Genomic DNA, 25119 nt, shown 5'->3' with positions numbered 1-25119 from the left:
TAATAGTTCGTCCTTTTATTTTGATGGTGGGTAGTGATTATTGACGTGCCAAAAATGGATATCGGTCCCGTCTGGTATCGGTTAAGGTGATGTTAGGCGGAGTTGCTAGGTCATCACGCTTCGTTTCTTGAAAGCCAAGTCGTTCATAGAACGCGCGAGCAGAGAAATTAGCTGTGACAACCTTCAATTGCATTAAGCCAGTTGCGGATTGACGCATCGTTTCAATCAACCGATAGCCGACATGTTGATGGCGATAGGCAGGATCAACAAATAATAAATGAATAAAGTTAGCTAAGCGGTAGAATGATAGGAAGCCGACGATTTTTTGATCAATGACGGCCACCAGAATGTATTCGTGCCGACTATCTCGTTCGAAGTCGGTTAATTGAGGTTGACTGACCCATGGAAAGTCACGATAACGATCGATAAAATAAATGCGCTCTAAAGCTGGGTAGTCAGTCTTTTTTGCCGTACGCACGATTATTTCGGACATGTGCAGTTCCTTTTCCTTCAGTAGTGAGTAAGCTAAAATAACCTCAGAGGATAACCATAATGAATTTACGACCACTATACAACATTTTAGAAAAAAATATGGGTCCACAAAATTGGATGACAATTGGTGCATTGTGGGCCCAATCACCTTTGCAAGTGATGTGGACGGCAATTTTGATTCAAAATGCTAGTTCAACAAATGCAGATGCAGCCGCTCGGGATTTACTAGCAGCGACCAATAATGATCCCGCCCAGATCCGCGCCTATTCGGTGGCAGACTTAGCAGAGGTGATTAAGCGGGCCGGATTATATCGGACTAAGGCGAGTTATCTGATCGAGGCCGCCAAGTGGGTCGGTCAACATCACGATGATTTAGCCGAAATTGAACAAATGGATCGTGCAACTTTGCAAGCCGAATTGTTGGCGGTTAAAGGAATCGGCAATGAGACGGCAGATGATATCATGTTATATGGCTTTCATAAGCCCCTTTTTATTGCCGATACTTACGCTCGCCGCCAGTTTGGGTGGATGGGAGTTGAAGTACCGGCAACCTACCGTGCTTTCCAAGCGTTAGTTGAAACGAATGCGAGTTTGAACTGGGATGAATTTCAAGAGTTACATGCCCTCATCGATGGCTTCGGTAAACGGGTCAAAAACCAACAGCAATGGTCGACTAGCTTTATGGCCGATTTTACATTGTCGTTGACTGATGGAAGCGAGGAATAATGGATGACCAAAATGCTAACAAATGTCGCAGTGACACGCGCTCAGGCCAACCCGGTTAACCTAACTGCCGACCAATGGTTCAATCAACATTTGTTAATCGTCGGTCAAACGGGCAGTGGTAAATCGACGACTACGGTAACGTTGATTGATGCACTAATGGCAAATGATCAAACCGCCATCGTGATTGATCCCACCGGCGAATATGCTCATTTACCGCACGCCGTCGTGGGGAAACTGGGGACCAATGCCTTTCTCGATTATCGGATGCTCACTGCGACGCAACTAGCTTCGTTGGCTGGGATTAAGGACGCCGCAGTGATTACCTTGATCGATCAAGCCATAACGAGCTTACGAATTGCTAATAATGTGTTGCATCAGGCAACCCCGTACCGAAAATTAGCCCGTTCCTGGTCAACTTATGAGCAACAGGTCGCACAACTGCATGATTTTCCCCGACCGTATCACATTGAACTGTTACCAGCTCAATTATTAGAAGAATGTGTGATGCCAACAATTGGTGAACAGGCTGATTTCACTCTGATCGGTCAACAATACGATGACAAACGACAACGTAAACTTGGGCCAGCATTAATCGCCATCAGAAAATTATTAGCAACCCGCACCTTCCAACAGGTTTTTCGCTTGCCGATGAATGCTGAAGCAATGCGGCAGCGGTCTGCTCATACGCAACTTGACGTGGTGTACTTAATGCGTTTGTTTGCTTCTGTTAAAGCAGCTGATCGTTGTTTGGTTGTGGATGCGTCAGCGCTAAGTCAAGATTTAGCCGCCGGTGCATTAGTCGTTTCAATTTTGGCCGCCCAGCTATTAGCCATTAAAGAGCAACCAGCTGCGCGACGACCGGTTGTGCTGGTGGTTGATGAGGCGCATCGTTACTTAACCGCTGCTGCAACTAAAACCGGTGCGTTTAGTGAAGATGGTCTTTCACGAATTGCGCGAGAAGGTCGCAAAGTGGGGTTGTACCTGCTGTTGACGACGCAAAGTCCCCTTGATTTGCCGGCTCAATTACTGGGAGAATTCGGTAATTTAGTCGTTCACCGGTTAACGGTTATGTCAGAATTGCAAAAATTAGCGATGGTCCCTGCGTCGCTGATTTCGGCAATTGCCCATCAAGGAACCGGTGAGGCGATGTTGGTCGGGAACACTTTTGCCGAGCCAGTAGCTGTCCGTTTCAAAAAAACAATGATTCATCATGAAACCGCCAGTCCGCGGTTTGACTGAAGCACCGGCGCAGCAGTAACTATAGGTGTTGGCAAAGCGGCGGAAGGTTGAGCTATGAACAACAAAGCATCCCTGATCGCTGCATAACAAACATTGCTGCGATCAGGGATGCTTTGTTTGTTGAAATTATTCAAAAACAAATTGATTGTGATAAAGCGCTGCGTAAAAACCATGTTCGTCTAATAAGGCTTGGTGCGTGCCTTGCTCAATGACCTGCCCATTCTTTAAGACCACGATTTTATCAGCGTTTAAAATCGTTTTGAGGCGGTGAGCGATGACAAAGCTCGTGCGGCCTTGAACGACGGCGTCCATGGCTTGTTGGATTTGCGCCTCGGTGACGGTATCTACGTTGGAAGTCGCTTCATCTAAAATGAGTAACGATGGATTGGTTAAGATGGTGCGGGCAATACTAATGAGTTGTTTTTGACCAGTTGAGAAGACGGAATTCTCATCCGTCACTTGGGTGTCATAACCGTCATCTAGTGACATGATGAAGTCATGGATGTGGGCTTGTTTTGCCGCGGCTACCATCGCTTCATCACTGGCGTTGGGTTGGCCATATTTGATATTAAAGGCAATCGTACCAGAAAATAAGACACTGTCTTGTAAGACGATCCCAACATGATCGCGCAAGTTTTTGAGATCTAGTTGGCGTACGTCGGTGTTATTAATCGTCACTGACCCAGCATCGACATCGTAAAAACGATTGAGCAGATTCATGATGGTGGTCTTCCCAGAACCGGTTGGGCCGACCAAAGCAACCATATGGCCTGGTTCGACGTCAATGGAGACATCGTGGAGAATCTCACGGTCGGGATCATAACCAAACCGCACGTGACGTAAGGCAGCGCTGGTTTTGCCAGGTGTGAGTTGCACACCGTTAGCAGGAGTGACTTCATCTGGCTCGTCAAACATCTGATTAAGTCGTCTGGCCCCAGTCACAGCTAACTGAAACATACTGTAGAGCGTGGAAATTTGCGTGATCGGTTGGTAAAACTGCTGGGAATATTGAACAAAGACAACGACTAAGCCTAAAGCTGCCGCGCGACTCATGCCTGAATTTAACGCCAGCCAACTCCCGAAGAAAATCACGATCGCCGTATTGACCAAGGATAATCCCTGCATGACCGGAAATAACATACCGGAATAGGTTTGTGCGCGGGTGGTCGCTTTACGAACGGCTTGATTGTGGGGTAAAAACCCCGCGATGGATTCTGCCTGTAAGCCATTGGTAATATTGATCTTTTGACCACTTATTTGTTCGTTGATATAGCCGTTTAGTGAACCGACTTCATCTTGCTGTAAATCCGTATATTTACGCGTCCGATTGATTAAGAAGATTGCTAAGGCAATTGCAATCGGGGCGGTACTTAAGGTGACCCAGGCCATTCTGACGTTTTGTTGAAACATCACGATGAGAATGCCAATCATCATTGCAATGTTGATCATGATTTCACCGAGGGCCTGGTTTAAGGCGTTAGAGATGTTGTCTAAGTCACTGGTAAACCGACTCAAAACATCGCCGTCTTGGTGGGAGTCGAAGAAGCGAATCGTCATTCGCTGAAGTTTACCAAATAAGCCCCGCCGCATCCGATTTGTCGCGTAGCCAGTGACGTACGTGATGCCGATGTTCATGATGAGTGTCCCGAGGATGCTGAGTAAGTAAAAGAGCCCCAGTAACCAGATGAAGTGGACAAAGTTGGCCTTGTTATTGACCCCGTGGGCTAAAGCGAAGACGTATTTTGCTAGAGCAGTGACGGCTTTCCCCATGTAGATTGGTGCGATCACCGAAAAGTAAGTCGAGATGATAATCGCAATTATGATGATGGTAAAGCTGATTTTGTAGCGCTTTAGATAATGATAGAAAAAACGCATCGAACGACCGACTTCAGACATTAGGCATCCCCCTTTCCCTTTTGCGTAGCGTAAATTTCCTGATAGATCGGGTTGGTAGCCACTAGCTGTTGATGAGTTCCTTCACCGACTAAATGACCGTGATCCAACACGAGGATACGATTAGCGTGAACGACTGACGAGATTTTTTCGGCAATCACAAAGGTGGTCGTGCCTTTTAGTTCATGGTTCAGCGCTTCTTGAACTAATTTTTCTGATTCAGCATCTAGTGCGGAGGTGGAATCATCTAAAATGAGCACTTTAGGCTGGCCGATGACGCCACGGGTAATCGATAAACGTTGTTTTTGTCCACCGGAGAAATTGCTGGACCGTTCTTCAATGGTGGCTTCGTAGCGATTTGGCAGACGATCGATAAATTCAGCGGCTTGGGCAATCTGACTAGCACGATCCATGTCTGCTTCGGTGGCGGACTTTAAACCTTGGCGAAGGTTTTGGGCGACGGTTCCAGAAAATAAAATGGCGCGTTGTAAGACAAAGGCAACAGCCTGACGCAATGACCGTTCGTTAACCTCCTTGAGGTTGACGCCACCAACACTGACGGTACCGGTCTGGGGGTCGTACAAACGCGGAATCAATTGCGCTAAAGTTGACTTCCCGGAACCGGTTGCGCCGACAATGCCGATCATTTCGCCAGGTTGGACATTAAAGGAGATGTCATTTAATGTCGGTTGATCATCGCCATCATAGGTGAAGGAGACGTGATTAAACGTGACCGATCCCGTTAAGGCCACCGCCGGCGCATTTTCTGGATACACAATATCTGGTTTAGTTGACATAATTTCACCTAACCGTTGCAGCGAAACCATGGCCCGGGCGGAAAAGGTCAGCATCATGCCGCCGTTAATAATGGCAAACATAATTTGCATCAGATAATTAATGAAGGAGGCAATGGCCGCGACGGCGCCAGGGTGTGTTTGCGCAATATCACCAGTGAAGTAAATCGCGGCAACGACCGCCATGTTGCCGATCAGCATGAAGGCTGGGATGATCAGTGAGAAGATCATGCCAACCGCGATATTTTGATCATTTAAATCATCGGAGACTTTATCAAAGCGTGTTTGTTCGTTGGCTTCTTGATTAAAAGATTTCACCACCCGAACGCCCATGAGGTTCTCTTTGGCCAATTGATTGACTTTATCAATTAACGTTTGCATTAAGCCGAAGCGTTTACCCATTCGGCCGAAGGTACTAAACACCACCACCAGCACTAAGACAACCTGCACGACGATCAGCCACCATAATTGTGGAAGTGTCGTTAAGGCAAGGATCAGGGCACCAAAGAACATGATTGGCACGCGAATCAATGCCTGTAAAACGGTCATCACGAGTGTTTGAATTTGGTTGATATCATTTGTTAATCGGACGACTAAATTCCCAGCGGAAAAACGTTCAATGTTACTAAAAGAGAACGTCTGAATTTTACGATAAGCGGCTTCACGAATGTCAGCTGCCATCCCCATCGCGACTTGTGCAGAGAAGACCGTGTTTAGTGCGCCAGCGAATAAGCCGATGACAGCGATTATGACTAGTAAAATGCCAACTTGGGTCAGTTGATGATTATCCCCCGCCAAAATGGCTTTAATCACGGACTGCAGTAATTTTGGTTGCCACAAACTTGCGCCGGCCATGATGGCCGCCGACAAGATGGCCCAAGTGATGCCCCATTTAAAAGGTGAAATATGTGATCGAAGTAGCTTCATCGAACACACCCCCGTTTTCTTAAAATAGATTGATGCATTATCGCCGGCGGTGCAGATAGATGGCGATAATGATGACTAAAAATAGTAATATAATCATTGCGCTGCGCGGATCTTGGCTAAAGCCGCGGTGCAACAGCCGAAAAGTGCCTAGACCATGAAAGCCACCAATCGCAAAGATAGACATACGTTTTCCTCCACTTGTTGAATGTGATTTTTCCTATTATACGCATAACTTAACGGCTTAGACAGTTAAAAAGCCATCGAACAACGCATATTTATGACCAACAACTGCTCAAACTGCGCAATTAGTAGCGAAAAATACTCGCGGGATAAAGAAAAGATGAGTAAGATGAACGTAGCTTATGATTGAGGGGACCTCACCATGGATTGGGTGCATTTAATTCTACAAATTATTATTTACGTTAATGCGGTACTGGCGTTTATTACCGTTTTTCGCGAGCCACGCGATATTGCTGCCACTTGGGCTTGGCTACTGGTGCTGGTCTTTTTGCCAGTTATTGGCTTCGTGGCTTACGCCTTTGTCGGGCGTCGACTACCGAAGAATCGGTTATTTCAAATTAGAGAACAAGAACAACTTCAGCTGGATGAACGGCTGGCGTTACAACGCGATGAGCTATCATCCGAGCGAAATGAAGCGGACAGTGTGACGGCAACAGCGTTAGGAACGGTCAATTTATTTATCGAGTCGGACCAGGCCTTTTTAACGCGAAACAATCGTATTCACATTATCAGTGATGGTAAGGCTTTATTTCATGACCTCTTTGAAGATATCGAGCGGGCCAAAAAAAGTATTCATATTGAGTTCTATACGATTTACGATGATAAAATCGGCAATGAGTTACTGCAATTATTGATTCGTAAAGCGCAATCAGGGGTAGCTGTGCGTGTGCTTTATGACTCATGGGGGTCCATGGGTGTTCGACCAAAATTTTATGATCCCTTGCGTGCTGTCGGTGGAGAAGCTTACCCGTTCTTGCAGACACACAGTGCTTGGGCCGATTTTCGTCTGAATTTTCGTGATCACCGTAAGATTGTGGTGATCGATGGGGCGATTGGCTATACCGGTGGGTTTAACATTGGTGATCAATATCTCGGGCGCAAAGCTAAATTTGGCTACTGGCGTGACACGCATTTGCGAATTATTGGCGCCGGTGTTTATGGACTTCAATCACGGTTTATTCGTGACTGGAATGCCACCAGTCGGCTAAATCCGTTGGCAGTTACCGAAGACTTTTTCAAAGTGACAAAGGTCAGGGGTGAGACCAATATGCAGATTGTCTCCTCCGGTCCCGATTCGGATAAACAGCAGATTAAAATGGGTTACTTGCGGCTGATTAATTCGGCCCAGAAACGTTTGTGGATTCAATCGCCGTACTTAATTCCAGATGATTCGGTGTTGGACGCCTTGCGTGTCGCCGCTGGCAGTGGGGTGGACGTGCGGATCATGATTCCCGATAAACCAGATCACCCGTTTGTTTACCGAGCGACGGAATACTATGCGAAGCAGCTGGCTAACGAGGGCGTCAAAATCTTTAAGTACCAAAATGGCTTTCTGCATTCGAAAACCATGGTTGTCGACGACGGTGTTGCTTCGGTGGGATCAGCCAACTTGGACTTTCGTAGCTTTAAACTAAACTTTGAGGTCAACGCGTTTTTATATGACCCATTGATTACCACTGAGCTAGCGAAACTTTTCGAAGCTGATATGCATGATAGCCGATTGGTCACGTATGCGGACTTTAATCGACAAAGCCATTGGACCCGGTTCAAGCAGACCTTTTCTCGATTATTATCACCAATTTTATAAATAAAGCGTAAATAAAATCACTAGTCACCACGTTACTTGCCGGTGGCCAGTGGTTTTATTTGTTGTGAGATTAAATTATGCGAGTCGAATCGAACCTGATTTGGCAGCAGCGGTGACGTAGACGTGTGGATCCTCTCCGACAGCACCATCTTTAAAGGAAGTTTTATCATGATCATAGATCGCATTGGCAGGGCCTTTAATACTGCCGCTGTCTGCATCAAGGTCAAAGTTGTATTCAACATCGGGAGCAAAGGCGAGTTTGATTGAACCAGAACTGGCAGCTGTATCGAGGTTGCCAGTTAATTGAGCAAAAGCGAGGTTGATCGATCCAGAATGTGCTTTAAAAGTGCCGCTACCGATTAAACGCATACCACGAATGGCGCCAGAATGCGCGTTGACTTCAAATCGATCGGCTTTAACGCCATCAAAGCGCACGGTACCACTTTGAGCATTAACACGGAAAAGTCCGGATATGGCTAAATGATTGACCTTGAGCGAGCCGGAGTTAAGCTCAGTGGCTAGATCCTTTATTTGCCCACCATTGATGTTTAACGAGCCGCTGCGCACGATTAAACGGACCTGTTTTAAGGCCGCCAACTCGTCCAATCGAACACTACCTGAATGGGCCTTTAATAGTAGATCTCCGGCAAACGATGCTGGAATCAGCAGTTGAGTCCGAATTCGTAGGGGTAACAAATGAGGATGGCGTCCCGAACGAATCGTCAATGTGCCATCAGTCACTTGGCTACTGCCAAAGTAACTTTGATTACCTCGACTCATGTATTCGCGAAAGATAATTTTGTCACTATCTGAATTCTTGAGGACGCGGATAGCTGCGTCAGCGTAGTCGAAATCAATGCGTTCGACTTGGCTTGCACTGAAGCGTTGTTCGTTCACTAAGTTGAGTCGTTCTACGTAGATTTCCGTATCAGCGGGATTGGTCTGTCCAAATGCAGCATCAAAATCTGCAAAGGGGTCATCTGTTTCAGGATTGGCTTGAGCTTTTTGATGGTTATCTGTCCGAATGCCTTGATCATCCATCACGAGGTTGCCTAAACGAATGCCATCTTTATCCACGCTGATCTTGCCATTTTTAATGTTTACGCCGTCTTCATCGATACGCATGGTCTGACCGCCATCTACCATGATTTTGCCATCAGTGATGTCGATATGGTGACCGCGAAAATGGTGGGCCCCGGCAAATTGATGGGTGGTTGAGGTTGTGTCATCAGATTTTTCATGGTCAGCTTGGTCAGTCGGGTTCTCGCGATTTGTCATAATTTCGTCAACGAGGTCATCCAAATTGCCCAGGCTGTCGAAGGCATGATTAACTGCATCGGTGATGGTTTCACCATGAGCTTCATTTTCATGAGCAGCTTCACTTAAATCAGCTTGTAATTCTTCTTTTAATTCTGTCATTTCGTCAGTCGTCGGGTAGTCAGCGAAGTAGTCTGCTAATCGACGAGCGACCATGTGATCAATTGTGTCCATCTTCTGTGATCCTCCCAGTAATTAAGTCATCAATAATTTTTTTGGCAAAGGTCCAATCAGCAACGCTTTTAGCAAGGGTGGTTTGGCCTTGGGTTGTGAGTTGATAGTACTTGCGGCGCCCACCTTGAGTTTCATCACCCCAGTAGCTGGTGATGTCACCGTTTTTTTCCAAACGCCGAAATGCGGTGTACAAAGTTGCTTCGTTGAGTTCATAAGCGTTATCACTTAACGCGCGTACCGCTTTCGCGACTTCATAACCGTAACTATCGCCTTGACTAAGGATATTTAAAATAATGGTTGAGGTATGGCCTCGGATAATATCCTTTGAAATTTCGGGCTTCATCAGGCACCTCCTTTTAAAGTTATTCTTTGAAACGAGTATAATGTACCACGATGTACTGTGTGTGTCAAAGTAATGTGGTTAAAAAAACACTTTGTTGAATAACAAAGTGTTGTCAAAGCGCATAGTATCCAGAGTTTAGCCGGGTAAGCCGCGAGATTGACGATCCATGTTTTCCACGACGACGTCAAAAATGTCCCCTAATGATGCGCAATACTCCAGGATTTCCCACGGTTTATTGGTGTGAAAATGGATTTTAATCAGGTTACTATCGCCCACGGCAATGAGACTGTCCCCGGAAAAAGTCGCTTTAATGTGTGCATCAATTTCATTCTCGTCTAAATCATGTCCGTCGATTAGACACTGCGTATCGTATTTAAATTCAATCATGATTATGACTTCCTTTGGCGTAGTTTTTAAACTAGCTCTACCATAACGAAAAGTGGGGCAATTGGGTAGTGAAGTGTCTTTTAGTACTATTTATTAATTTGTAAGCCTATTTAATTGAGTACCAACTATACGTAACGATATTCTAGACTTATTAGAAAACAAAAGGAAGGCTTGTCAAATGGATAGTAAGGACACAAAGCGCTTTTTCCTTGAAAAAAAGCAGGCCAAATTTGATTTACCGCTCGTCGACACATCAATGCGATCATTAACCAATTATTGGATCATTGTTATTGCCGCAATTGCAATCAACGGGACTGAGGTTGCAACTAATTTTGTGCCAAATAATCTAAAATTAGTAACCGGGATATATCAGATAGCTGGTCCATTATTATTGTATTTGCTCTTATTTAAATTTATTGCAAGACAACCTTTGAAGAAGTTGTATCAACATTTTTCATGGCTAGATCTAAGTCTTGCAGTTATATTTATTCCACTCTACCTTGGGTACAGTCAGTTAGCATCAGTGTTTATCAGTGGTGTCGAGAATAAAGCGGTGGCTACTAATACGAGCCATGGTACAGTGCTAGTTAAACTCTTTGATTTTACAATTACCGCGTTGACTAACGTTCCCACATTAATGGTTGAAGAGTTATTCGGGATTATTCTGTTTTTAGGCCTTGCAGCGATGGTCAAGAATTATGGTCACCAAAGCCGTAATCTTAGTATTTGGATCGCATTGATTATTTCGATGGTCATATTTGGGTTAATGCATTTTTACGTTTATGATTGGCATTTAGGTCAGATGATTTTAATCATTGGTGTATTGAGATTAATGGGGACTGGGCTTTATATCCGTTCGAGATCTATCTGGCCAGCATTTATTTTTCACTGGGGAACAGACACCTTTATCGCGTTTATTTTGGCGTTTTGGCCTTAATTCTCGCGCTTGAGAATGAATTGAAGCCGTCGCTAAATTGATCGATGGCTTTTTTTGTGTCGAGATTTTAGTGGATGTGGAATAAAAAAGCCACTCGTTATCAACGAATGGCTTCCCGCTACTTGGTCCTCGCAAACAACCCATGGCAACGTTGTCAAGTCATTATTCGCTCGCAAGTAACTACCGGATATCCCGGCTGTTTAATTGTGCAGCCCCGGGGACTGCTGAATAAATGACGGATTATAGGTTGCCGCCAGCCTGTTGCCGATTGATGAACACTTCATCCAACCGGCTTTGTTGATGCATTAGGAAGGAATCTTTCTAAGGCCAACACGGATTAACGCGGTCATGATTCACGCTCTAGCAAATCAACTAAAACATCTAATTGAAATGGGACGTTCGCTCCCTGACGATGTTTTCGAAGGCTTTACCATTTCACGGGGCAGTGACTTCATGCGCTGAACCACAGCGAATCGCTTCGGGGTTCTCACTTGATTAAAGGCCAACTTCCTTCCTCACCATGAAGTATAGCAGAGACTCGATGGAAGCGCTATCAAAATGTCTGAAATTTCCGGTCGTGAAAAGTTTAGGTGGGTAAAATTCTAAGGATAAAAAGGGAGCGATCCCGCTAGCGATGGCCTGGTAAGTGAAAGAAAATCAATCTAAACACATTGGCGGAATCACGCTTGTCATCTCTTTTGACATTTAAGCAACGCTATCATCGTTAATTGGCAAAGGATGAGGCGGCGGCCAGCGCTCAGCTCGTCGCGCAGGCTAAAAGGGTATCGTTGATCATGGCAGGAAGTGATCACACATGACTTTGAAATATAAGTGAGCTATCTGCAACGTAGGCCAAGGTTGGACGTAGCGGGCATCGGCTCAGCCTGTGTCGTTATCGTTAGTGGGCTTCGCTTACGATAAGGCCTGACTGTGAAACCGGTGGTCTTCCGGATTCAGAGCAGGCCCACGGCGTTCCAGCCGTCTGCCCGCGAAGTTCGGCCTTAGTCGGCAGTGAACAATAATATAAAAAGTTCAATCTAGCACTAGTCTAAGATTCCAACCCACTAAAAGTTGATGCTATCGAAATGTTGGGTGACGGTGTTACCAAAGCTGATTTCGAGTAAAATGTAATTAACCAGTCACTGTAATATTTTAGAAGGAGCTAGGCTGTGACATTAAACTTTATCTTGGGTGCCGCTAAATACGATCATCGCCAAACATTGATTGAGCAAATGCGAGCATCGATGGCAGCACATCCTAAAGATCAATATTTCGTATTGGTGCCAAATCACATTAAATTTAACGCCGAAGTGGGCGTCTTAACGGCGCTTAAACGAGCGACTGGGCAGGCCGATGCACCACTGTTCGCAGATGGACAGGTGCAGGTATTTTCGTTTACTCGTTTGGCGTGGTATTTCATGAAGAATACAGCGACCTATCAGTTGCCGCGTCTATCTAACGCGGGTTTAAGCATGTTGCTATATCACATCATTGCTGATCATCAGACTGAATTGACGGTGTTTGCCGGAGAACTTAATCAGACTGGCTTTATTAATCAATTGGTGCGTCAGTTTGCGGAATTGAAGGTTGGCCGAGTGACCGCCGATGATTTGCAGCGACTGGCCGGTCAGCTGACGGTGGCTCAGCAAGCTGATTTAGGCGGTAAACTACATGATTTAGCGATTGTGTATCAGGCTTATGCAGCGACATTGGCCGGAAAATACATCGACAACGCCGATTTAATTAACCAGTTAACGGATTACTTTGCCGCCGGAAATGACTTGAACCACGCGCATATTTATCTAGATGGCTTTACTGGCTTCTCTGCCCAAGAGCAGCAATTACTAGCGACCTTGATGGTTAAGGCGGCATCAGTCACGGTCTCCTTAGTGATCGATCAGGCGCCCAAACAGGCACCGATGATTGGTGATTTATTTTACCAACCGGCGCTGACGTACCAACGGTTGGTAGCATTAGCTAAGGCCAATCAGGTGCCAATTCAGCTGGACACAATGGCTAAGACTAGGCGAGTTAGCGATGCACTAGCGGCCTTGGATGACTATTGGATTGCCAGCCGACCAGCCAATCGATTGCCAGTCCAACCACTACCAGCCCAAGATCAGTTGCAAATTTTCACGGCAACCAGTCGGCTTGACGAGTTAAACCAAGTGGCACGGCAGATTCGCACGATGGTGGCCCAGCAACCGGAACGCTATCATTACCGAGATTTTTTGGTCTTGAGTCGACATTTGGCGCCGTATGAGAATTTTCTTGGCCCCGTTTTTGATCAAATGGAAATTCCTTATTTTGATGATTCAGATAAGCCGATGGATCAGCATCCCTTAATCGAGTTGATCGGGGCGTTATTTGATGTGCGTAGCCATTTTTATCGTTACCAGGATGTGATGCGTTTACTTAAAACTGAATTGTTAATCCCGGTGGTTGATGGACAACGGTTGTCTATTGAGACCTTTCGTCAGGCCTTAGCCTTAACGGAAAACTGGGTCCTGAAGACGGGGATTGAGGGCGCTGCTTGGCTTGATACGGCAGATTGGTCTTACTGGCGACTATTTAATGCGGCTGATGAGATACTGACCGAAAAAGATCAACAGGTTCAACAGCAGATCAATCTGCTGCATCATTACATCCGTAAAACATTGCCCCCGTTATTTAAAGCATTGGATCGAGCCACGGATGGGTTGACGGCTGCAAAGGTGTTATACCAATTTCTCGTTAATAATGGCGTGGTTGAGGTGCTCGATTCTTGGCGTCAAACTGCCACCGAAAAAGGTGACTTGGCCCGAGCGTCCAGAACCGAACAAGCCTGGCACACGTTTGCGAATATTTTGGATGAATACGTGAGTTTATTGGGCGCAACCACTGGCTTTGACATGGATGAATTTGCTGCCTTGATCTTAAACGGTTTTGACGGAGCGGCTTATACGCAAATTCCGGCCACCTTGGATCAAGTGACGGTGTCAGAGACTGGAATTGCGCAGCAAAATGATTATCAAGTTGTCTTTATGATTGGTGCCACGGATGATGTCATGCCAGATACGGTGAGTGAGAGTACCATTTTGACAGACGGTGATCGGGATCAATTAGCCCCGCAACTAGCGACAGACCAATTTTTAACACTGGGTGCCAGTGAACAAATGACGTTTGACCCCTTCATCAACTACCTTGGTTTTTTAACCGGTTGTCAGCGATTAGTCTTATCATATCCGCAGGCCAGTAGTGATGAAATAGGTTTGCAGCCGTCCCGATATGTGACGGAGATTGCTGACCACTTCAAGTTGCCAATTATTACTTATAACGCCGATCCAGAGGTAGAGAACCAGCAAATTTCAGCGGTCCAACCGTTTGTTGGTTCCCCGCGCTTTACATTGGCAAATCTAGTCAAAGTGAGTTATCAAGCTAAAACACAACAGGAACCGCTGCCCAAAGCATGGCTCTATTTATATCGATGGTTGCAGGCTTCGCCGTTGCAAGCGCTGACCAATCAACTATTAGCTGGGTTAGACTACCGCAATGTACCTGAATCATTACGACCAGAAATCGTCAGTGGTTTATATGGTGATGAATTAAACACCTCGATTTCGCAGTTAGAAACCTTTTATCGAAATCAATACGAGTACTTCCTGAAATTCGGTTTGCGTTTAGCTCAACGGGATGAATTTGAATTATCACCTGCCAGTACGGGGGAGTATTTCCATCTGGCATTAGATCAATTGATGAAACGCGTTGTTAGCGAACAATTGGACTTAAGCCGTTTATCCGATGATGAAATTAACCGGTTAATTAATGACGTCATGCCAGAGATTAACGAGCAACCACAATTTGCCATTTTAAATAGCTCTCATCGCATGGGCTATATTCGCGCTCAGTTAATTGAGACCGTAAAACGCATGGCAATCATGATTGGGCGACAGCAACATACTACTCAAATGCGTCCCTTGGCAACGGAAGTTCTCTTTGGGCATGTGGGCGTTGAGCAAGGCTTGCCAGCGCTGTCATTTAAACTCGGCGGCCGACATCAAATCAATGTCCGGGGGAAAATTGATCGGATTGATGGCGTGTTAACAGACCAACAGGCTTATCTGAGTGTGGTGGACTATAAGTCCGGGCGCCGAACTTTTGATTTTGAGCAAGCTTATTATGGACTGTCGATGCAAATGTTAACGTACTTGGATGCCTTACAGCAGGACGCGACACGGTTACCCAACTTAGCGAATGGTGTGACGCCGGAGTTAGCGGGCGCTTTATATTTGCACATTCAAAATGCGTCACTACCGTTAAGTGTGCTGGGAAAAGGTAAATTGCTTGATCTAGATGACTTAACGAAACTCGATGCGGCGTTGTTAAGCGCTTATAAGTATCAGGGCGTGTTGGTGGCTGACCCAACGCTGTTAGCGGCGTTAGATGATTCGGTCAGTACTGGGGGCACATCGAAGATTTATCCGTTTGCGATTAAAAAAGATGGCAGTCTCATGGCGAGCGCGAAAAATGTCATCACCCCAGCGCAACTGAAGAAATTGTTACAGCATGAAGAGGATTTGATTAAAGCTGCGGGAACCGCGATTTTCAACGGCGAAATACGCTTGAATCCATTTCAGGATGCTCGTAAACGCACGGGTCTACAGTATTCAACATATCCGGCGATTATGCGATTTGACGCGATGCTGCCGGAAAATCGGTACCATGTGTTAGATAAATTAGGACCCGAAGACGTATTAGCTCGGCTTGAAAATGATTCTCAATCAGCAAAGGACCAGCAAAAGGAGGTCGATGATGGCGAATAAATCACTGAATTTTACTCCGGCGCAAGACGCTGCCATTCATCATGGTGGCCATAATGTGTTGGTTTCTGCCTCAGCTGGTTCTGGTAAAACTCGTGTGTTAGTTGAACGAGTGATTACGAAACTATTGAATGAACAACAGCAGATTGATATTACGAATTTACTGATCGTGACCTTTACGAATGCAGCGGCCAAAGAAATGCGGGACCGCATTCAGACCACCCTGCGCGACCAGATCAATGCTACCGCTGGCGGTGATGTCGCTAGTAGCCGACAGCGCCGGCGGCTATTGCGTCAACTGACTCTGTTGAATAGCGCCGATATCAGTACATTGGATGCGTTTTGTTTACGACTCGTTCAAAAATACTACTATGTCATTCACTTAGACCCTGTCTTCCGTCAATTAGCCGATGAAACCGAGGCCCAGTTACTCAAAGAATCTGTGTGGAGTGAGCTACGTGAGACGCTGTATGCCGAAGATGATGGTCAGTTTGCGACCCTAACGCGAAATTTTTCAGGGGATCGCGATGATCAAGGCTTACAAGACCTAGTCTTTCGGTTGGCCACTTTCGCCACGGCTAAGGCAGACCCATCCGGTTGGTTACACGAACTGCCAACCGCGTATCAGCTGGCAGAACAAGATTTGTGGCAAAGTGATCTCGTGCAAAGGTACGTCGCGCCAGCAGTGCAGGGTGCCATTAAACAATGTTTGAATGATGTCCAAACGGCCCAAAATTTGACCGATGGCTTTTCAAGCATGGACTACATTGTAAAGTGGACGCCACTGCTAAAGGAGCTAAAGGAGCGGTTTACCGGCTTACAAACGGTAGTTGACGATACCGATTGGGATCAGTTACGGCAGACAATTGCCGAAGTCGATACAGGACGGGCACCACGGTTACTTAAGCTTGATCCGGACGATCAACGAATTCATGATCAATTGAAAGCACTACGATTAGGCTTGAAACAGCGCCTGGATGGTTTGCTGAATCAGTATTTCGCGCTAAGTGAAGCTGACTTGCGGCTGGTTAATCAGCACGCCGGCCAGTTGGTCACCCAGTTAGCGGACATTGGTCAGCAATTTATGGCTGCCTTCAGCGCTGAAAAGCGGCGCCGGCACTTGGTGGATTTTGGCGATTTAGAACACTTTGCGTACGAAATTTTGCAGGATCCTGGCGTACACGAGGCGGTCAGTGAAAAGTATCATGAAGTGTTGGTGGATGAGTATCAAGATATCAATGAACTACAGGAACAGATCTTGCAGTCAGTCGCTCATCAAGACCCTGAACCCGGCAATATGTTCATGGTTGGCGATATGAAACAATCGATTTATCGCTTCCGCTTAGCAGATCCGACATTGTTCTTGAATAAATACAATTCCTTTAAAACGGCTGACGAAGCACGTTGCGATGTTGATGACGAGCGGATTGTGTTGGCGGATAATTTCCGTTCGATGAAAAACGTGGATGAATTTACGAACCTGATCTTTTCCCAATTGATGGATGAACGATTAGGCGAAATGAATTATGCCGGGGACGCTGAGCTTCAGTACGGACCGAAAGATTATCCGTTGGATCAAGTACCGCCAGCAGAGGTGTTGATTTATGAAAGTGGCACACCGGCGCCGGCTGCGGATGAACCGACAGATTTAGAAGAAGTCGACGATGCATTAGCGATCAATGACCGCGCTGAGGGTCAGATTGTGATGGTTGCTGCCAGAATCCGGGATATGGTCGCGAACCATGAACAACTCTATGATCGCAGTAACGGACAATATCGTGACCTACAATATGGTGATGTGGCTTTGTTGGTGCCAACCCGCAACAATAATCTGTTGTTACAAGAACAATTTGCTAAGTTAGGTGTGCCATTAGCTGTGCGGGATACCGCCAATTACTTTCAAACGACCGAGATTCAAATTATGATGTCACTGCTACAGATTATTGATAATCCGTACCAGGACATTCCGTTAGTGGCTGTGTTACGTTCTCCAATCGTCGGTTTAGGTGAAAACGAATTAGCTTATTTACGGATTCAAAATAAGACCAGTGATTACTTTCAGGCGCTGCTTGATTTTGAGCAACGGGTCGTTGAGATGCCAGAACAAGTTGGTGCGTTTGGGCAACAAATTCATGAACGTATTCAACGATTTTTGACGCAATTAGATGAATTTCGTGATATTGCCCGCCAAAACCAGCTGGTGACTTTAATTTGGACGATTTATCAGCGTACTGGCTTTTTGGACTATGTCGCGGGGATGCCAGGCGGGCAACAACGGGCCAACAATTTACATGCTTTGTATGCACGGGCCGCGGACTATGAAAAGAGTAGCTTTAAAGGCGTCTTTCAATTTGTTCGTTTTATCAACGAGATGCAAAAACACAATAAAGATTTGGCTGAAGTCAACGTTGATAATGAAGAAAACGCTGTCTCCGTAATGACGATTCATGGTAGTAAAGGACTGGAATTCCCCGTCGTCTTCGTGATGGACGCTTCACATGGCTTCAATTTGTCAGACCAGCGTAGTGCAGTTGTGCTTGATGACCATTTAGGGATTGGCATCAGTTGGTTAGATCCGCAGCGGCATTTGAAAATTGATACGCTGCAAAAGAAGATCGTGGCCAATCAGGCAACGAATAAATTATTGTCTGAAGAGATGCGGGTGTTATACGTTGCACTTACCCGGGCGCAGCAACGGTTGTTTGTCGTCGGTACTTACCAAGATCAGGCAGATTTATTGAAACATTGGCAGCGCGCGGCGACTAATCCAGAGCTGATTCTTAACCCAACGGCGCGTAGCGAAACGAAGAATTTTATGGACTGGATTGGGATGGCCTTGTTACGGGTGCCGGCGGTGGCTGACCAATTAGGCGTCGGACAATTAGTGACGCCATTGCCATTAGCTGAAGCGAGACAGCAGGATCGACTGACCAGTTTTAAACTGACGATGGTGACTAAGGCACAGTTGCAGCAAGCGGGGATCTTAGCCGTGGTAGATGATCAACCTTCCACGTACCTCACTGACTTGCAAGCTAAGGCACAGCAAACCGTGGTTAGCGACTTGAACGTCGATGCCTTGGAACAGGTGTTGGCCTTTACCTATGCTAATCAAGCGGCTACCCAAACAACGGCCTATCAGTCGGTATCAGAATTAAAACGGTTGTTTGAAGAACCAGATCAAGCAGAATTAGGCACGTTGACGTTAGATGAAACAGCCAAAGCACGTTCACGGGTGAACACTGAAATTTTACAGACGCCTAAATTCATGCAAACGGTGATGGCTCCTTCGGCTACCGAAATCGGGACCGCGACTCACTTAGTGCTGCAAGAAGTTGATTTAACCCAGGGGCAGCCATCCCGTGAACAGCTTCAGCAAGTCATTAACCAGTTAACGGATGCCAATGTACTGACAGCCGCCGTCGCTTTACAGATTAACGTCGATCAGTTAACGGCCTTTTTCGCGCAGCCACTAGGTCAAGCCGTTTTAGACCATGCTAACGATGTCCAACGTGAGGCCGCCTTTTCACTCTTGATGCCTGCCTATCAGCTGTATCAAGGCATTCAGCAACCGGCTGATGTCAGTCAGGCTGAACAGGTGCTGATTCACGGAATCATTGATGGCTACTTCATTGCTGACGGTGCCGTCACCGTATTTGATTACAAAACCGATTACGTTGACCAAGCCCATCGTGAAACGGCGTTATCAACATTGGCGGATCGTTATCGCGGTCAATTGAACTTGTATGCGGCCGCCTTGACGAGCATGACCGGCCTGCCGGTAGCGCATAAATTCTTATATTCGTTGAATGCGACAACAGCGATTGAGCTTTAACATGATCAAAGTCACCTAAATAACCCCCGTAACGTTGGCAACAACGGCGTTACGGGGGTTATTTGCGTTTGTAAAAATAAAACATTTCAATTAGCACATTGATGAGTTTGGTACTGTTTTTTAGGTACGCTGTAGTTCAATTTTCAATTGAATTTAATCGAAGATATCGCCAAAGAAAAAAGACCAGCAGCCAATCACTAAGATCACTGTGCAAATAACGATGAAGTAAATGAAATTGCGTCGTTTTGCCAACCCTTTCGTGAATACGTCGGGTCCAAATCTTCTGAAATATAATGCTTGGAGGTAAGAAACGCCGAATAAGGCAACTAGCAAGATCAGTGACCACATCACTTTGGTCGCAAACATAAGCTGCTCCTTTCGTTTTTACTAGGGTATTTTAGCGGCTGTACTAAAGACAGTAAAACCAGATAATCACCAGGGCCAGTGCTCATGAATAGGTATTTAAATCGTGAAATCATGCCACCAGTACACTCAGCAGTATTGTCGCATCAGAAATCCAATGGACATAAATTCCGTTGCGCAAGCTATTGGCTCCCTGCCACGACGCAGTGAGCGGATACCGAGAGACACCAACGATAAATACATACGCCCAATTCATCTGATAGTGAGGTAAGTGTAAAAACATAAAAATAACACACCCAATTAGATTAACGATTGGCCAGGAATAATTTTTAAGTTTGGTTTGGGATATTAAGCGAATTAGTGGTAATAAAAGCGAAGCCATCGCAACTTCCTCGCCGACGATGGATACCAATAACTTAAACACTAGCCACATCCGCATAACGATGGCAAGGTTTGCTAGATAGGCCCGGGTACCAGTGGGGCTAATGGCGATTAATTCAGCTGGTTTAATTAAAACCACGAGCAAAATTGCAATGAGTTCAAAAACAAAAAGCTGCCAGACATATTTTAGGATTATGCGCCATTTAGGTGTTGGTAGTGGACGAAAAAAGTCGGGGATGTGGTGAAATCCATATAAAATCCCCAGGCTTAGCATTCCAGTAAGAAGCATTGATAGCCAACCGAGAAAGTGACTCAGGGAAAGCTGATTTAGGTAGCCAAGGATAAATAACAACACCGCGATGGGATAATATTTCTTTTTAAAAATTAAATTTTCCATCAGCGCACCTGACTGGCAATGGTGAATATTTTTCTACATATGGCTAATTTATTTAATTGGTTCGTCATGATAATTACGCCTCAAGAAGCTAGACAGAAATGATGAGAACCGTTCGTCCCTAGATATTTGGATGAATTGAGTAATTCCTGTATCACACTTAAATTGTAAAGTGTTTCACAAATGATGTACAGCTTTTGTTTTTCATTAAATCAGATCACAGTAATCCACATTTAGTCTATGCATTTTGTGTTTAAATAAAGTGAGACCTGTACAAATCATTTAGAACCGAATCTGCCATTTTTGAAACTTCCGAAAAGTTGTCGCTAGTAACTCATCGGAAACCTTGCCACACCAATTGTAAAGCACTTCACAAAAAAGCACATATTGTTTGTATTTAAAAGTAATTGTCGGTATGGTTTATTTAGGAGAACCTTTGACAACTACGGCTATTTCTTTAGGATATATGCGGATTTTCACGCTAGTAGCACTACAGTAAGCTAAGGCGTAATTTGTGCCTTAGTAAAAATTAATTTTATTGTCCATCTGCTCTATTTACGAGGAGGGGTAATATGAAATTCGATCGCAATTTTTATAAGAATATCTCTTTTTGGGTTTATCTGATTTTAGCCATTTTTGCTGCTTCATCCTTGGTGGAGATAAAAGTATTTGGCATTGCTTGGTGGGGTTGGTTAATCCTGGCTGTCGTTTTTACACTTGCACTTTTGCGCACACTCATTAAAAAGCCAAACAAAGCCAATATTTCAAAAGAATGACACATACAACCTTCTTGGGAGGGACTTCTGATGAAATCCAATGCAAAGTTTTATGGATCAGTTATATTTTGGCTTGAAGTCGTGGCTACGATTTTTGTCGCAACTCAGCTAGGCGCTGGGCGATTCAACTTTGCTTGGTGGGGATTTTTTATTTTCTTTGTGCTAGGTATCGGGGGAATTTTTAACAGTATTTTTCCAATCTTTGGACGTCATCAGCAGAAATGAGAGAATTCAGTGTGCGCTCAATTGACCGAAAAGTAGCATAGGATTTGCTAGTCACCCTGCGAATACGATTGTTTATGTTTAGTTAGTCAACCTCAGTCTCTCTAAGTTAAGACATCACTGCAAAAAGCTCAGAAAATCATTTTCAGATTTTCTGAGCTTTTATATTGTCTGGTCTCTAGGTAATCGTCAACGGGCCTAACAGAGGACGAATTGGCTCTACGATTCATCAGCACCTAATTCACCTTGCGGCAGTGTCTGCTGTAACAATTGCCGGGCGGCCAGCCAAAATAAGAGGGCTTCCATGGCGTTGTATTGGATCACGGCGGCCACAGACATTGACGATAACTGCTCATCGCTGAGTTTGGAACGTTTGAACGTGCCATCAGCGGCTTCGTGGTTAAACATAGTCGCGAAGCGATCGTAACCAGTCTGGGGGGAATTCTCGACGAGGATATACTGGAGGGCTAGCCGTAATTCTTCTAAAGTGAAGATGTTCTTTAATAGACCGACGACGATGGCGCCAGCAAGATGAATCTGATGATAGTGTTTTTTATCCGGTGGCACCAACACGTTGGCCTTGAAATAATTATGCATCATCGTCTTAGTAATGGTGTCGTGAGTAATGGGCGCCAAATACTGATTGGTTAGGTCCAGTAATTGAGTTAAATGTAAATCAAAGGTGGGTAACTCCTGCCATAGGGGCAAGCGCATTGGTGGCAGACTACTGGCAGGATTGATTAGGGTGCTCATGAAACATTCTCCTTTGATTGAGTAGTTAGTCTGCCTGAACGGTAATGCCTACTAAGCCAGGGCCAGTGTGGGCACCGAGGGCAGCGGAGATTTCACCGGTCTCAATGGTCAGTTGAGGAAATTGGGTGTGCAGTTGCTCGATAATGGTCTTCATTAAAGGTTCATTGTCGCCGTTAGCGACTGCTACACGCACGTGGTTGTGCGCTTTAATATCATTTGCCGCTAAGGCGATCATTTTATCGATCGCCTTTTTTTCAGTGCGCGCTCGGGCGATGGTTGTGTAGACGCCTTCCTCATCACAGGTGATGACTGGTTTAATGCTTAATGCTGAACCGACCAGTCCGGCAACCCGGCCGATCCGACCGCCAGCGCGTAAATAAGTCAACGTTGGAATGTAAAAATAGACGTGACTGTGCGGGACCGCAGCGTCTAATTTAGCGACGATACTGTTAAAGGAATCGCCAGCTTCGATGAGATCCTCAGCATAAACTGCGAATAAGCCACTGCCAATCCCGATACTTTGAGTGTTAATGACAGCCATCGTGACGTTCGTCTGAGTGTCAGCGGCTTGTTGAAAGGCGTTATTGGTCACTGATAGAGCAGCCGATAAGGTAATGCCAATAATGTGAGTGTAACCAGCGGCCACTAAGTCATCAATTTGCGTCATAATGTCGCCCATCGTTGGGCTCGCCGTCTTTGGCAATTCGGCGGCTGCCGCTTGGCGTTGATAAAATTCTGTTGGGGTGATCGTTTGCCCATCAGCGTAAGTTTGTCCGTCAATGGTGATCTGTAGGGGCACGATGCGTAGATTATCTTTTTCAGCAAGTAAACGTGGCGGCACATCGGAACCTGAGTCCACCAATAACGCAATCTTTTCAGTCATGAGAATCTCCTGTTTGTCGTTTATAAAACTATAAAAATAAGCTTTAACATTCCTTATATAGTTTTAAATACTACATTTTTCGTTGGCGATTGTCTAGTATCGACGAATAATTCGACCAAAATAAAAAATGTAGCGGGAAAACCGCTACATTAAAGGGAGTATAACGAAATAATTAACGTTTCTTTTGACGATATAAACCACCGAAAAAGCTGGTCATGTGAGCCGACGCAAACCAATACCGGGACAAGTTCTTCCCAATAATGATAGCGAGGAGATCATTTTGTTTGATCGCCGATTCGCCGTTGATCAACGAGGTGCATGGTGTTCACCTTTACGAAAGATTTGTTGGTCAACAACGTATAGTAATAGGCCAATAACGATGCTAATGCCACCAAAAGCCCATGTTTTTAAAGGCGCACCAGCGAGAATGTAGATCGAAAAGCCAATCGCGAGGATGGGAATAACCGGACCGAGTGGTAATTGCCAGCCATCATCCCTGGCATCCGTGTCTCTTTGCGATTTAATCGTTGCTAGAGCAGTGGCGAGGTATTGAATGATTGCGATGATCACGACACAAGAGGTCAAAAAGAGGTAATCACCACTGAATAACAAGGTGATACTGGCTAGCGTGGTGAGTAGGATGGACATCCACGGAGTTCCATTTTTCGTCTTTTTCCCAATGATTGCCGGCAATAGTTGTTCTTCGTTGGCCAGTGAGGAAGCCACAAATGGCGTACTGAACGAAACAGAGATCGCCACCCCTAAAATTGAGACGAGCATGCCCAGTAAAATGACGAGTTGGCCTGATTGTCCAAGTACTGTGGCGAAAGCAGTAGCAACCGGGGTCGTACTATTAACAATAGTTGGTCCGAGTAAGCCGATCACGACTAATTGTGCCGCGCCGTAAATCACTGCCACTAGCACGGTGACCACAACCATGGCGATGGGTAGATTGCGTTTGGCATTAGCCATATCGCTAGCGGCAATTGGCAGGAATGAAAAGCCGGCAAACATGTAAAAGATAATATTAAAGGCTTGGCTATAATTACCAACGTTATAATGCCCAGGTTGAATAAAATTACTGCCTTTCATGACCCAAATCCCAATCAGAATAAACGCGCCCAGAACCAGCAACTTAGCTACCGAGGAAATGTTGTCGGCCCAACCTGATAGTTTATCCCCGGCGAGATTAATGACCGCCAATACGATGATGAGTGTCGTACCCAGCAGATTATAGGGCAGCGTTTGTTTTAGCGAAGGCATGAAAAACTGCAAGGTATTCAATAACGCCGCAATTTCGGCCGCGATCGTAATGATCCCTTGAATCCACGCTAAAAAACCAATGATAAATCCGGGAAAGCGTCCAAAAGCGTGATAGGTATACAACCACGCGGCCCCATTACCTGATACACGACTCGCCATATCGGCGAAACATAGGGCGATGGTCAAGGTCGCCAATGCCGCCAGTAAAATGAGCACTAAACTAAAGTTGCCAGATAGTTTGTACATTTTACCCGGTAATAGAAAGATACCAGAACCTAAAATACCGTTTAAACCGAGCAGGATCACCGCGCCAAGGCCTAATTGAGTGGCTTTTTTTGGATGAATCATATCGTTTCACTCCCATATGTGCGTCTAGTTACATTTAGAGTAGCGATG

At 45.4% G+C, this 25119-nt stretch carries 19 protein-coding genes; 8 read left to right on the top strand and 11 right to left on the bottom strand.

Going from position 1 to position 25119, the window contains the following annotated elements; translation table 11 throughout:
• Positions 1 to 37: 37 nt before the first annotated feature.
• Positions 38 to 493 carry a GNAT family N-acetyltransferase gene (locus tag AC27FN_RS09485; RefSeq protein ID WP_487167739.1) on the bottom strand — a complete coding sequence of 152 codons (456 nt, stop codon included), beginning with the start codon at positions 491 to 493 and terminating at the stop codon, positions 38 to 40.
• A 59-nt stretch (positions 494 to 552) separates the two neighbouring features.
• On the opposite strand from AC27FN_RS09485, the gene AC27FN_RS09480 reads away from it, so the two are divergent.
• Positions 553 to 1218, top strand: coding sequence for an endonuclease III domain-containing protein (locus tag AC27FN_RS09480; protein WP_487167738.1), 666 nt, complete (start codon positions 553 to 555; stop codon positions 1216 to 1218).
• Positions 1219 to 1221: 3 nt separating this feature from the next.
• Entirely contained in the window at positions 1222 to 2457 is a 1236-nt protein-coding gene (locus tag AC27FN_RS09475) for an ATP-binding protein (RefSeq protein ID WP_487167737.1), read from the top strand.
• A 126-nt stretch (positions 2458 to 2583) separates the two neighbouring features.
• On the opposite strand, the gene AC27FN_RS09470 is transcribed toward AC27FN_RS09475, so the two are convergent.
• From AC27FN_RS09470 to AC27FN_RS09460, 3 genes are read right to left on the bottom strand one after another with little or no spacing between them, the layout of a single operon-like run.
• Complete coding sequence (locus tag AC27FN_RS09470; protein ID WP_487167736.1) at positions 2584 to 4353, bottom strand: ABC transporter ATP-binding protein; 1770 nt, start codon at positions 4351 to 4353, stop codon at positions 2584 to 2586.
• Positions 4353 to 6071, bottom strand: a complete 1719-nt coding sequence (locus AC27FN_RS09465) for an ABC transporter ATP-binding protein (RefSeq protein WP_487167735.1) — start codon at positions 6069 to 6071, stop codon at positions 4353 to 4355. Before AC27FN_RS09465 ends, AC27FN_RS09470 begins: the two co-directional genes overlap by 1 nt.
• Before the next feature lie 37 nt (positions 6072 to 6108).
• Positions 6109 to 6255: a hypothetical protein gene (locus tag AC27FN_RS09460; RefSeq protein ID WP_487167734.1), complete on the bottom strand. Its 147-nt coding sequence runs from the start codon at positions 6253 to 6255 to the stop codon at positions 6109 to 6111.
• Positions 6256 to 6453: 198 nt separating this feature from the next.
• On the opposite strand from AC27FN_RS09460, the gene cls reads away from it, so the two are divergent.
• Positions 6454 to 7899, top strand: a complete 1446-nt coding sequence (cls, locus tag AC27FN_RS09455) for a cardiolipin synthase (protein WP_487167733.1) — start codon at positions 6454 to 6456, stop codon at positions 7897 to 7899.
• A 75-nt stretch (positions 7900 to 7974) separates the two neighbouring features.
• Here the strand turns inward: cls and AC27FN_RS09450 are convergent, their stop codons facing one another.
• The 3 genes from AC27FN_RS09450 to AC27FN_RS09440 all read right to left on the bottom strand — a co-directional run bounded on the left by AC27FN_RS09450 (position 7975) and on the right by AC27FN_RS09440 (position 10120).
• On the bottom strand, positions 7975 to 9390 hold the full coding sequence (locus tag AC27FN_RS09450) for a DUF4097 family beta strand repeat-containing protein (protein WP_487167732.1): 1416 nt from the start codon (positions 9388 to 9390) through the stop codon (positions 7975 to 7977).
• Positions 9377 to 9733 carry a PadR family transcriptional regulator gene (locus tag AC27FN_RS09445; protein WP_487167731.1) on the bottom strand — a complete coding sequence of 119 codons (357 nt, stop codon included), beginning with the start codon at positions 9731 to 9733 and terminating at the stop codon, positions 9377 to 9379. Before AC27FN_RS09445 ends, AC27FN_RS09450 begins: the two co-directional genes overlap by 14 nt.
• A 135-nt stretch (positions 9734 to 9868) precedes the next feature.
• The gene (locus tag AC27FN_RS09440; protein WP_487167730.1) at positions 9869 to 10120 is read right to left on the bottom strand and encodes a kinase to dihydroxyacetone kinase; all 252 of its coding nucleotides are present in this window, start codon (positions 10118 to 10120) and stop codon (positions 9869 to 9871) included.
• A gap of 178 nt (positions 10121 to 10298) precedes the next feature.
• Between AC27FN_RS09440 and AC27FN_RS09435 the strand changes: the two genes are divergently transcribed.
• The 3 genes from AC27FN_RS09435 to addA all read left to right on the top strand — a co-directional run bounded on the left by AC27FN_RS09435 (position 10299) and on the right by addA (position 19688).
• Complete coding sequence (locus tag AC27FN_RS09435; protein WP_487167729.1) at positions 10299 to 11057, top strand: CPBP family intramembrane glutamic endopeptidase; 759 nt, start codon at positions 10299 to 10301, stop codon at positions 11055 to 11057.
• A gap of 1169 nt (positions 11058 to 12226) precedes the next feature.
• A complete protein-coding gene (locus AC27FN_RS09430; RefSeq protein ID WP_487167728.1) occupies positions 12227 to 15859 on the top strand; it encodes a PD-(D/E)XK nuclease family protein in 3633 nt (1210 codons plus the stop codon).
• Entirely contained in the window at positions 15849 to 19688 is a 3840-nt protein-coding gene (gene addA / locus AC27FN_RS09425) for a helicase-exonuclease AddAB subunit AddA (RefSeq protein ID WP_487167727.1), read from the top strand. The genes AC27FN_RS09430 and addA overlap by 11 nt, the downstream gene beginning before the upstream one ends.
• A gap of 475 nt (positions 19689 to 20163) precedes the next feature.
• Here the strand turns inward: addA and AC27FN_RS09420 are convergent, their stop codons facing one another.
• Positions 20164 to 20829 (bottom strand): CPBP family glutamic-type intramembrane protease, encoded by a 666-nt coding sequence (locus AC27FN_RS09420; protein WP_487167726.1) that lies wholly within the window; start codon positions 20827 to 20829, stop codon positions 20164 to 20166.
• Between the two features lie 569 nt (positions 20830 to 21398).
• On the opposite strand from AC27FN_RS09420, the gene AC27FN_RS09415 reads away from it, so the two are divergent.
• Positions 21399 to 21602, top strand: a complete 204-nt coding sequence (locus AC27FN_RS09415; RefSeq protein WP_487167725.1) for a hypothetical protein — start codon at positions 21399 to 21401, stop codon at positions 21600 to 21602.
• Positions 21603 to 21632: 30 nt separating this feature from the next.
• Complete coding sequence (locus AC27FN_RS09410; RefSeq protein WP_487167724.1) at positions 21633 to 21827, top strand: hypothetical protein; 195 nt, start codon at positions 21633 to 21635, stop codon at positions 21825 to 21827.
• A 216-nt stretch (positions 21828 to 22043) separates the two neighbouring features.
• On the opposite strand, the gene AC27FN_RS09405 is transcribed toward AC27FN_RS09410, so the two are convergent.
• From AC27FN_RS09405 to AC27FN_RS09395, 3 genes are all read right to left on the bottom strand, one after another.
• Positions 22044 to 22577, bottom strand: coding sequence for a DUF1836 domain-containing protein (locus AC27FN_RS09405; protein ID WP_487167723.1), 534 nt, complete (start codon positions 22575 to 22577; stop codon positions 22044 to 22046).
• A 25-nt stretch (positions 22578 to 22602) separates the two neighbouring features.
• Positions 22603 to 23460: a DegV family protein gene (locus tag AC27FN_RS09400; protein WP_487167722.1), complete on the bottom strand. Its 858-nt coding sequence runs from the start codon at positions 23458 to 23460 to the stop codon at positions 22603 to 22605.
• A 306-nt stretch (positions 23461 to 23766) separates the two neighbouring features.
• Complete coding sequence (locus AC27FN_RS09395) at positions 23767 to 25071, bottom strand: APC family permease (RefSeq protein ID WP_487167721.1); 1305 nt, start codon at positions 25069 to 25071, stop codon at positions 23767 to 23769.
• Between the last annotated feature and the right edge of the window lie 48 nt (positions 25072 to 25119).

The organism is Furfurilactobacillus sp. W61-4, from assembly GCF_057545565.1.
The sequence above is the reverse complement of the archived record's forward strand: the minus strand, read 5'-3'. Positions and strand labels throughout refer to the sequence as shown.

Bases quoted from the DNA above. Each gene is read 5' to 3' on its own strand.
- AC27FN_RS09485 (WP_487167739.1), bottom strand. From the start codon at position 493: ATGTCCGAAATAATCGTGCGTACGGCAAAAAAGACTGACTACCCAGCT.
- AC27FN_RS09480 (WP_487167738.1), top strand. From the start codon at position 553: ATGAATTTACGACCACTATACAACATTTTAGAAAAAAATATGGGTCCA.
- AC27FN_RS09475 (WP_487167737.1), top strand. From the start codon at position 1,222: ATGACCAAAATGCTAACAAATGTCGCAGTGACACGCGCTCAGGCCAAC.
- AC27FN_RS09470 (WP_487167736.1), bottom strand. From the start codon at position 4,353: ATGTCTGAAGTCGGTCGTTCGATGCGTTTTTTCTATCATTATCTAAAG.
- AC27FN_RS09465 (WP_487167735.1), bottom strand. From the start codon at position 6,071: ATGAAGCTACTTCGATCACATATTTCACCTTTTAAATGGGGCATCACT.
- AC27FN_RS09460 (WP_487167734.1), bottom strand. From the start codon at position 6,255: ATGTCTATCTTTGCGATTGGTGGCTTTCATGGTCTAGGCACTTTTCGG.
- cls (WP_487167733.1), top strand. From the start codon at position 6,454: ATGGATTGGGTGCATTTAATTCTACAAATTATTATTTACGTTAATGCG.
- AC27FN_RS09450 (WP_487167732.1), bottom strand. From the start codon at position 9,390: ATGGACACAATTGATCACATGGTCGCTCGTCGATTAGCAGACTACTTC.
- AC27FN_RS09445 (WP_487167731.1), bottom strand. From the start codon at position 9,733: ATGAAGCCCGAAATTTCAAAGGATATTATCCGAGGCCATACCTCAACC.
- AC27FN_RS09440 (WP_487167730.1), bottom strand. From the start codon at position 10,120: ATGATTGAATTTAAATACGATACGCAGTGTCTAATCGACGGACATGAT.
- AC27FN_RS09435 (WP_487167729.1), top strand. From the start codon at position 10,299: ATGGATAGTAAGGACACAAAGCGCTTTTTCCTTGAAAAAAAGCAGGCC.
- addA (WP_487167727.1), top strand. From the start codon at position 15,849: ATGGCGAATAAATCACTGAATTTTACTCCGGCGCAAGACGCTGCCATT.
- AC27FN_RS09420 (WP_487167726.1), bottom strand. From the start codon at position 20,829: ATGGAAAATTTAATTTTTAAAAAGAAATATTATCCCATCGCGGTGTTG.
- AC27FN_RS09415 (WP_487167725.1), top strand. From the start codon at position 21,399: ATGAAATTCGATCGCAATTTTTATAAGAATATCTCTTTTTGGGTTTAT.
- AC27FN_RS09410 (WP_487167724.1), top strand. From the start codon at position 21,633: ATGAAATCCAATGCAAAGTTTTATGGATCAGTTATATTTTGGCTTGAA.
- AC27FN_RS09405 (WP_487167723.1), bottom strand. From the start codon at position 22,577: ATGAGCACCCTAATCAATCCTGCCAGTAGTCTGCCACCAATGCGCTTG.
- AC27FN_RS09400 (WP_487167722.1), bottom strand. From the start codon at position 23,460: ATGACTGAAAAGATTGCGTTATTGGTGGACTCAGGTTCCGATGTGCCG.
- AC27FN_RS09395 (WP_487167721.1), bottom strand. From the start codon at position 25,071: ATGATTCATCCAAAAAAAGCCACTCAATTAGGCCTTGGCGCGGTGATC.